Here is a 7,702-nt window from a genome sequence, read left to right on the forward strand (position 1 = left end):
GGCGGCTCAGGCCGGAGTCTTGTCGCTGGCGTAGCGGGACATCATCAGCGCCGTATTGGTCTTGCGGTCGGCATTGACCTGCTGCACCGTGGGCCGCTCGGCCATGCGCGCCAGGTACTCGCGCACGGGCAGGTCGGCCAGCACGTCGCGCCCGCCAACGATCTTGCTGGCTGCGCTGACCAGGGGCAGGTGGACGATGGCGCAGCAGTCGGCCAGCGTGAAGCTGTCGCCCGCCACAAATGGTGAGAAACGCGCGAGCTTGGCGAAGGCCGCCACGTTCTTGTCGAGCTGGGCCAGCGTGCGCTCCCGGGTGGAGTCGCTGACCTGGCCGCCGAAGAAGGCCTGCGGGTAGAGGATGCGCGCCACCAGCTCCAGGTGCAGGTCCAGGTACACGCACAGCTCGCGCACCTTGGCGGCCTCGAAGGCGTCGGTCGGCAGCAGGGAAGGGGAGGGCGACAGCGTCTCCACGTACTCGGCCATGGCGGCCGACTCGCACAGGCCACGGCCGTCGTCGATGCGCAGGTACGGCACCTTGCCCAGCGGCGACAGTGCCATGTCGGTCTCGCCCAGCCAGTCCAGTTCCTCGTTGAAGGGCAGCTGCTTTTCCAGCAGGGCCAGCTTGACCTTGTTGTAGTAGTTGCTGGCCGCGAATCCGCACAGGGTGAGCATGGGTGTCTCCTTGGGTCGTTTGTGGTGAAGGCGAGGGTGCGCGCCTGTGATGGTAGGGGCGGGCGGGGCATGGCGCGGTCCCGGAGATGACGACTGGGGCAGACCCCTAGAATGGCGCCATGCCGCTTCGCCTGCCCTCCACCTTGGCTGCCTGCGCCCGCTGGGTGCTGGGGCTGTGGCTGTGCGTGGCGCTGGCATCGGCGTTTGCGCCGCTGGCGCGTGCCTCGGGCTGGGAGCGCCTGTGCTCGGCCGCTGGCGAATCGGTCTGGGTGCCATCGCCGGCCGGTCAGGACAATGCCCTTGCCGGAAGCCACGGCATCGACTGCCCGCTGTGCCTGCCCCCGCTGGCGCCGCCGCCCGCCCGGTGCAGTGCGGCCCCGGCACCGCTGATGGCAGATGCGCAGCCACGGGCGCACCCGGCCTCCGTCCACAGCGTGGCCATGCCGGCCTTGCCGCAGGCCCGCGCCCCGCCCCGGTGACTCCCCATTTCAATCCCTGCCTCTTTCGCTTGGCTTTTGTTTTTGCAAGGCACACAGACCGTGCTGCAACGTATTGAATTTTCTGGAGAAACCGTGATGACACTGCGTCAATGGACCACCCCTTTCCTGATCGCCGCCTCCCTGTCCATGGGTCTGGCCCATGCCCATGCCGATGCCGCCCACGTCAAGGCCGACGCCGCCTGGGCGCGTGCCAGCGTGCCGGGCCAGCAGGCCACGGGCGCCTTCATGCGTCTCACGGCCGAGGAGCCGCTGCGCCTGGTGGGCGTGGAGTCGCCCGCCGCTGGCGTGGCCGAGGTGCATGAAATGAAGATGGAAGGCGATGTGATGCGCATGCGCGCCATCGACGGCCTGGACCTGCCCAAGGGCGTGGCCGTGGACCTGAAGCCCGGCGGCTACCACGTCATGCTGCAGCAGCTCAAGAGCCCGCTGCTCAAGGACAGCCAGGTGCCCATCACCCTGGTGTTCAAGGATGCCAAGGGCGAAACCTCGCGCCTGAGCCTGCAGGTCCCCGTGCGCGCCATGGCGCCCGGCGCGGCGGCTGCCCCGGCAGCGGGCCACGGCGGCGGCCACGCAGGCCATTCGCACTGAGCCAGCGCCATTGCACCGGGTTTGTGCGCAGCCGCATGCGCATGACTTGCCGTGGACTTGGCGTGTGCCTGGGTTAAGCTGGGAGCATGGCCGGCATCCTTCGCCGGCATGCTCTTCCAACCCAGTCCTAGCGAGTGCTGCCATGAGTGACGCGTCCTCCTTCGGTTTCGGCAAGTTCATCCCCGGTTTCGACTTCCTGCAGGGCCTGGCCCAGAGCGCGGGATCGGCCACGGCCCGGCCCCTGGGGCGCCTGCCCGAATGGGTGGCGCCCACGGTGAGCATCGAGGAGGTGGACAAGCGCATCACCGAACTCAAGGCCGTGCAGTTCTGGCTGGACCAAAATGGCAAGGCGCTGGCCGCCACCATCCAGGCCCTGGAAGTGCAGCGCATGACGCTGTCCACCCTGCAGGGCATGAACGTCAGCATGGGCGAACTGGCGCAGGCCTTCCAGTTCCCCGCCGCTGCAGCCGCCACCGCTGCTGCAGCCACTGCGGGCAAGGGCGCCGCCAGCGCGGGGCAGTCCGACCACTCGGACTGGCCCATGTCCTCCGCCGGCAAGGCCGGCAAGCAGGAAAAGCCGCAGGCCGCGCCCGCACAGCCCCCTGCCGAGCCGCCTGCAGCTGCTGCGGCCGCTGCATCCGCGGATGCCGGCAGCAAGGCCTCCGGCCCTGAGGCTTCTGCGCCCAGGGACGAGCCGGCCCAGGCCGCCGCCATGGGCCAGGCCATGCAATGGTGGGGCGCACTGACCCAGCAATTCCAGCAGATCGCCGCCAAGGCCATGGCCGAGCCCATGGCCCCCGAGGCCGTGGCTGCCGCACAGCGCGCCACCGGCATGGCCGGCGACATCGCCAAGGCCGCCATGGACCGCATGACGGCCCAGGCTGGCGCCTTCGCCGCGCAGGCAGGCAAGGCGGCTGCACCGGCGGCCAAGGCCCCGGCCGGAGCCGCCAAGGCGCCAGCCAAAGCTCCAGCCAAGGCAGCGGCCAGGAAGACGGCGGCAAAGACCACCGCAAAGACAACAGCCAAGGCACCGGCCGCAGGCAAGGCGCCGGCCAAGAGCCGGCCACCGCGCTGAGCGGCACGGCGGCTCCCATGGATGGTCTAGAGCCCTCCGCAAGCCGGGCGCCGGCAGGGCTAGAAAGAAGGTTGGAATGTCGTTGTTTCCTGTAGGCCATGCCAGCCATTCCGACTGGCGCGCCGCGGCCGATGCGGTGCTGCTGCAACTGCGCTCGCAGATGGCCGATCCGGGCCACGCGCAGCGCCCCCGACTGGGCCTGGTGTACCTGTCCCACGCACATGCCGCCCATGCAAGACCGCTGCTGCAGCATCTGGCCAGGGCCTTGCCCCATGTGGCGGACTGGGCTGGCTGCTCGGCCGGTGGCGTGCTGGCCATGTCCCATGAATACCTGTCCGGCTCCGCGCTCGCGGTGATGCTGCTCGATGTGCCGGCCGCGCACTACCGCCTGTATTCGGGCCTGGCGCCCTTGCATGCGCCGGGCGGCGAGGCCGGGTTCACGGCCCATTCGGCCCTGGTCCATGCCGGAGGCGGCCAGCCCGAGCTGGCCGAGTTGCTGTACGAGCTGTCCGAGCGCACCGAGTCCGGCCTGCTGTTCGGCGGCGTGGGCGATGACGGGGACGATGGCGTGGAGGGCGTGCAGATCGCCTGCCGCACCGAGGACCTGCATGCGCAGCATGCAGATGCGCGCGGCATTTTCAGCGGAGGCTTCTCGGGCGTGGCCTTCGGTGCGGGCGTGCCCTGCATCACGGGCATGGCCCAGGGCTGCGTGCCGCTGGGCGAGGGCCTGGAGATCACCGAGGCGCGCGGCGCCCTGGTCACCGGGCTCAATGGCGATCCGGCCTTGCAGCGCCTGCTGCAACTGCTGGGCGTGGAGCTGGAAGGCAGCGACTGGCAGCCCGCGCTGACCACGGTGCGCAGCACGCTGGCGGCCATTGCGCCGCCGGGCCGGGGCATGGCCCACGGCGTGCTCACCGAAGAGGCCCAGGTGCTGACCCTGGTCGGGCTGGACCCGCTGCGCCAGGGCGTGGCCCTGTCATCGGCCGTGGAGGCCGGGCATTCTGTGATCTTCTGCCGCCGCCAGGCCCAGGTCGCGCGCCAGGAACTGCTGCAACTGGGCGCCGCGCTGCGCGATGCGGCGGAGCCCGAGGAGGCGGCGCCCGAAGGCGAGGCACAGCCCCGCATCCGTGGCGCCATCTACATCAGTTGCCGGGGCCGCGGCGGCGGCCTGTTCGGCGGCCCCGATGCCGAACTGCGCACCCTGCGCCACGCACTGGGCGATGTGCCATTGATCGGCTTCGTCGCCGAAGCCGAGATCATGGACGCCCGCCTGCACCGCTTCGCAGGAGTGTTGACGGTGTTCACTGCTTAGGCGCCGTACACGCCGTACACACGGTACACACCGTCTGCACCTCAGACCGCGCGCGGGCGCACCGTGCCTGCGCTGCGATCCGGGTCCATGGCTGCGGCTCCCAGAAAATCGAAATCCACGGCCGGCTGCCTGCCGCTGACCAGGTCGGCCAGCGCCATGCCGGAGCCGCAGGCATGGGTCCAGCCCAGCGTGCCGTGGCCGGTGTTCAGGAACAGGTTGGCGATGGGCGAGCGTCCGATCAGTGGCACATTGCTGGGCGTTGCGGGGCGCAGGCCGCTCCAGAACTGGGCGCGCCCGGTATCGCCGGCGCCAGGGAACAGCTGTTGCACGCGCCGCACGATGGCCTCGCAGCGCACGGGGTCCAGGTTGCGGTCGTAGCCGTTGAACTCGGCCGTGCCGGCAATGCGCAGGCGGTCGCCCTGCGCGCCGGTGTAGCGCGAGAACACCAGCTTGAACTCATCGTCCGTCAGGCTGACCTGGTAGGCCTTGGCGGGGTCCAGCACCGGCAGGGTCACGGAGTAGCCCTTGGCCGGGTAGATGGGCAGGTGCAGCCCCAGCGGCTGGGCCAGCAGCGGGCTGAACGAGCCCATGGCCAGCACATAGGCGTCGCCCTGGATGCGTTCGTAGCGGCCATCGGCATTGGTCACCTCCACATGGTCGATATGGCGGCTGGCGCCTGCGCCCGTGGTGCGCAGCGCCATGACGTGGTGGCCGTGGCGGAACTGCACGCCCGTGGTGGTGGCAATGCGTGCCAGCTCGCGCGTGAAGAGGTTGGCGTCGCCCGATTCATCCTCGGCCGTATAGGTGGCGCCCGCTATCTGCCCGCGCACATGGGCCAGGGCCGGCTCCAGGCGCACGGCCTCGTCGGCGTCGATCAGGCGGCGGTCGCAGCCCAGGGCCTGCATCTGCTCGGTGGGCTTGAGCGCGCCCTCGAACTCGCGGGCGTTCGTGTAGAAGTGCAGGATGCCCTGCATGCGCTGCTCGTACTGGATGCCGGTGTCCGACCGCAGCTGCTGCAGGGCCTCGCGGCTGTAGGTGCCCAGGCGAACGATCTGCCGGATGTTGTGGCGCGTGCGCGCGGGCGTGCAGTTGCGCAGGAAGGACAGGCCCCAGAGCCACTGGCGCATGTCGGCGCGCAGGCGGAACAGCAGGGGGGCGTCCTGCCGGCCCAGCCAGCCCAGCAACTTCAGCGGTGCGCCGGGGTTGGCCCAGGGCTCGGCATGGCTGACCGAGATCTGCCCGCCGTTGGCAAAGCTGGTTTCGGCGCCGGGCGCAGCCTGGCGGTCGATGACCGTGACCTCGTGGCCCAGGGATTGCAGATAGTAGGCCGAGGCGGTGCCGATCAGGCCGGCTCCGAGAACGATGACGCGCATGACAATGCCCTTTCAAAGGCATGTGCCGGTCACGCGGAAGCTGGTAGCTATGGATTCAATAGCAAGCAGCCGGCGTCCGTCGTGACGCAGCTGCCGCTCCCCCTGTCCTTGGTACCTGAGAGATTCACCGCCGTCCATGGGAACGGGGCTTGCTCCTTCGGTGCGCCGCATATTGCGTGCGGCGGCTCTCCAGACGGCATGTTGTGTTTGCAGTACGGAACCTGAGCGTGTATGGGAGTTTGCGCCTTCGGTGAGGCTCGGCACCGTGGTGCCCGCCTGCTCTCCTGCAGGGACGATTCTATGTGGCTTGCGCAGCCAGCTCCAGTCGTATTGGGGATACCACCTGTTACCTGTATGTGGTGTGGCTGATTCAGGGTATTCCCTAGATCGCTCAAGCGCCTCCCTCGTAGCGCTGGCACGATCCTCCGGGTTCATGTAAAAAAACTATTGAAATAGAAAAAAACATGATTTAGCCTATCGATATGTGCAGTGGTTTGTCAGTGCATGTTCTGGTCGATTGGACCTGCTGGGTTAACCATGGGTTGTGTATATGTCTGATAGGCGACTTAACCTTGCACAGGTGCAGGTCCATGGAAACTGGTCCGGCACTGAAAAAAATACAAGCACGGTGAATATGGTTTGTCGAGGGAGGAATGATTTGCGTCGCAAACCCGACTGAAGGCGTGTCCCGCTCAATAGGCAGCGGAGCAGCGAGCAAACGTTGATGGAAATCCGCCTTTTCTGATTGACGCGCAGGATCTGCGCGAAACATTCTGCTTCCAACCTCGCCGGCTGCAAGGTGAGTTGTGAGCTCGTGATTCAAATAGAACTATTCGAGGTACGGCGATGCAAATGCGCTGGGTACAACTGATGGCCATTGCCATTGGGAAAATCATTTTCCTGTCATATCTCCTTGAGAAAACGGGGAATATCATGCATGCTCTCAATCGCCTGCCCGGTTTGGCATTTTTTCGCAAATGGCGTGCAGCGAAGTGCCTTTTATCTTTGCTGCTGCTTTCATGCGCGGGTATCTCATCCACGGCACTGGCGGCGACCATCGTTTTCACGGTCACCGACAACAGCGACGCTCCCAATGCCAATGCAACGACACCAACCACCTGTGTCAGCACGCTGGGGGGCACCTTTGCTGGCGCATGTACGCTGCGAGCGGCCATTCAGGCAGCCAACTACACGCTGCAAACGCTGGATCCGAGTGCCGATGTTTCCATCGTCTTTGCGCCGACACTGTCTACGTCGGTACGAACCATACAGAGTGGGACATCCAAGGATGCGGCCGGAAACCTCTTTCCGTATGTCGACAATCAGACGGTTTACGTGCGCTGTGCCAATACGTTCGTCAGCGGAGCCCAGTCCGGCGCCGTGACGGGAGCCACCAATGCCTGTGGTCAAACCCAGATGATCAGCGGCGGCGATACGGGCACCACCACCGGTGCCGGTGGCGCTTGGTACTGGATCAAAGGCACCGTGCCAGCCGGCACGGGTTCATTGACCATCGATTTCGGGGGAGTCATACAAGTCCAGAACTGGGCGGACTCCGCCTGGGAAACCTTTTATCTTGGTGGGAAGAATATCACTCTCACCAATTCGCCCAACATGACCTGTGGCGAAGCGCTATTCGTCGTTGGCTCCCAGGCAAACAATGTCATCATTGATCGCGTCGGTCTGGTGAATGTGGCGCCAACCCCTGCGGGAGAGGGGACGCCGTTCAACTGCGAGCTGTACGCGGAGATTCATCAAGGCGCACAAAACGTATTCTTTGCCAATAGCACGATCAACTCCGCGATATGGAATGGAAATTACGGCAATAACAAGGGCTCGGCCATTTCCGTTGCCGCAACCAACGGTACCGGCACAGTTTCCAACATCGTTGTCGATAATTTCACGGTAACGAATCTGCCCAACCCTATCGGGGGAATGCAGCTTGAGCAGTTTTTCCAGGTCATGTCGAACATGACCGTCAACGGATTGACGATCAAAAATTCGAATATCGCACTGCTGTCTCTTATACACATCTGACGCTGCCGACGAAATGCGAACAAAAAGGGGGGTTGGGGGGGGGGGGGGGGGGGGGGGGGGGGGGGGGGGGGGGGGGGGGGGGGGGGGGGGGGGGGGGGGGGGGGGGGGGGGGGGGGGGGGGGGGGGGGGGGGGGGGGGGGGGGGGGGG

7 protein-coding genes and 1 riboswitch are annotated in these 7,702 nt (G+C 66.4%); of the genes, 5 read left to right on the forward strand and 2 right to left on the reverse strand.

The window, feature by feature from the left end; genetic code table 11:
• Window positions 1–6: 6 nt before the first annotated feature.
• Entirely contained in the window at window positions 7–669 is a 663-nt protein-coding gene (locus tag JHD82_RS10545) for a glutathione S-transferase family protein (RefSeq protein WP_199136375.1), read from the reverse strand.
• 119 nt (window positions 670–788) lie between these two features.
• On the opposite strand from JHD82_RS10545, the gene JHD82_RS10550 reads away from it, so the two are divergent.
• The 4 genes from JHD82_RS10550 (at window position 789) to JHD82_RS10565 (ending at window position 4,144) form a co-directional block, all read left to right on the forward strand.
• Window positions 789–1,148: a hypothetical protein gene (locus JHD82_RS10550; protein WP_013800287.1), complete on the forward strand. Its 360-nt coding sequence runs from the start codon at window positions 789–791 to the stop codon at window positions 1,146–1,148.
• Between the two features lie 96 nt (window positions 1,149–1,244).
• A complete protein-coding gene (locus JHD82_RS10555; RefSeq protein ID WP_013800288.1) occupies window positions 1,245–1,757 on the forward strand; it encodes a copper chaperone PCu(A)C in 513 nt (170 codons plus the stop codon).
• 142 nt (window positions 1,758–1,899) lie between these two features.
• Window positions 1,900–2,832 (forward strand): PhaM family polyhydroxyalkanoate granule multifunctional regulatory protein, encoded by a 933-nt coding sequence (locus JHD82_RS10560; RefSeq protein WP_199136377.1) that lies wholly within the window; start codon window positions 1,900–1,902, stop codon window positions 2,830–2,832.
• A 76-nt stretch (window positions 2,833–2,908) separates the two neighbouring features.
• Complete coding sequence (locus JHD82_RS10565) at window positions 2,909–4,144, forward strand: FIST N-terminal domain-containing protein (protein WP_034397936.1); 1,236 nt, start codon at window positions 2,909–2,911, stop codon at window positions 4,142–4,144.
• Window positions 4,145–4,185: 41 nt separating this feature from the next.
• On the opposite strand, the gene JHD82_RS10570 is transcribed toward JHD82_RS10565, so the two are convergent.
• Window positions 4,186–5,517: a D-amino acid dehydrogenase gene (locus JHD82_RS10570; RefSeq protein ID WP_063327673.1), complete on the reverse strand. Its 1,332-nt coding sequence runs from the start codon at window positions 5,515–5,517 to the stop codon at window positions 4,186–4,188.
• A gap of 92 nt (window positions 5,518–5,609) precedes the next feature.
• Window positions 5,610–5,720: riboswitch (glycine riboswitch) on the reverse strand.
• Between the two features lie 643 nt (window positions 5,721–6,363).
• Between JHD82_RS10570 and JHD82_RS10575 the strand changes: the two genes are divergently transcribed.
• Complete coding sequence (locus tag JHD82_RS10575) at window positions 6,364–7,554, forward strand: hypothetical protein (RefSeq protein ID WP_233174690.1); 1,191 nt, start codon at window positions 6,364–6,366, stop codon at window positions 7,552–7,554.
• Window positions 7,555–7,702: the final 148 nt, after the last annotated feature.

Origin of the sequence: Delftia sp. ASV31 (assembly GCF_016428765.1) — a bacterium.
GTDB lineage: Bacteria > Pseudomonadota > Gammaproteobacteria > Burkholderiales > Burkholderiaceae_C > Comamonas > Comamonas acidovorans.